Source organism: Pseudomonas sp. 86_A (assembly GCF_017491705.1).
In the GTDB taxonomy this organism is placed as follows: domain Bacteria; phylum Pseudomonadota; class Gammaproteobacteria; order Pseudomonadales; family Pseudomonadaceae; genus Aquipseudomonas; species Aquipseudomonas koreensis.
Window position 1 is genome coordinate 1 of the sequence record NZ_JAFGYS010000091.1, and the last position, 501, is coordinate 501.

The 501-nt window shown below is 40.5% G+C and carries 1 pseudogene; it reads left to right on the top strand.

From position 1 onward, the window contains the following. Positions 1-389: pseudogene (locus J5M57_RS28135) on the top strand (hypothetical protein); the annotation flags it as partial. Positions 390-501: the final 112 nt, after the last annotated feature.

Below are 501 nucleotides of genomic sequence, written 5' to 3' on the forward strand. Positions count from 1 at the left end.
GTGCGCTGCTGCAGGTCGTTATGATTATTCCTTTCTTTCTTGCGATTAATCAGGATAGTTTTTGGCTTACACAAATAGTAATGATCCTGGTACTGAGTGTTGGTCATAGTATGTGTTATGCACCTCAGGCTTCTTATTTTCCGGAGCTTTTCCCAACTCATATTCGCTGTAGCGGAATAGCTTTAATTTGGCAACTGGGGTCGCTAATAGGCAGTGGCATTCTTGGACTTGTAGCAGTAAAAATTCTGCAAGTAACAGGTGGACATTACTATGGACTTGCAACCTATGTGATTGTACTTGGAGTTATCTCAATTATTGGTTTGTTGATGATGCCGGAAACCGCTCCGCAAAGACTTAAGCGTGAATACCAGCAGTGGCAGAAACATTAATATCCTTTGGCGGCAGTATGCCGCCAAATTCACTGACTTTGGTATATAACTCAACAAATGATGTCATACCAATCATAAAAAGCTTAATGCAAATCAAAACATACAACCATAC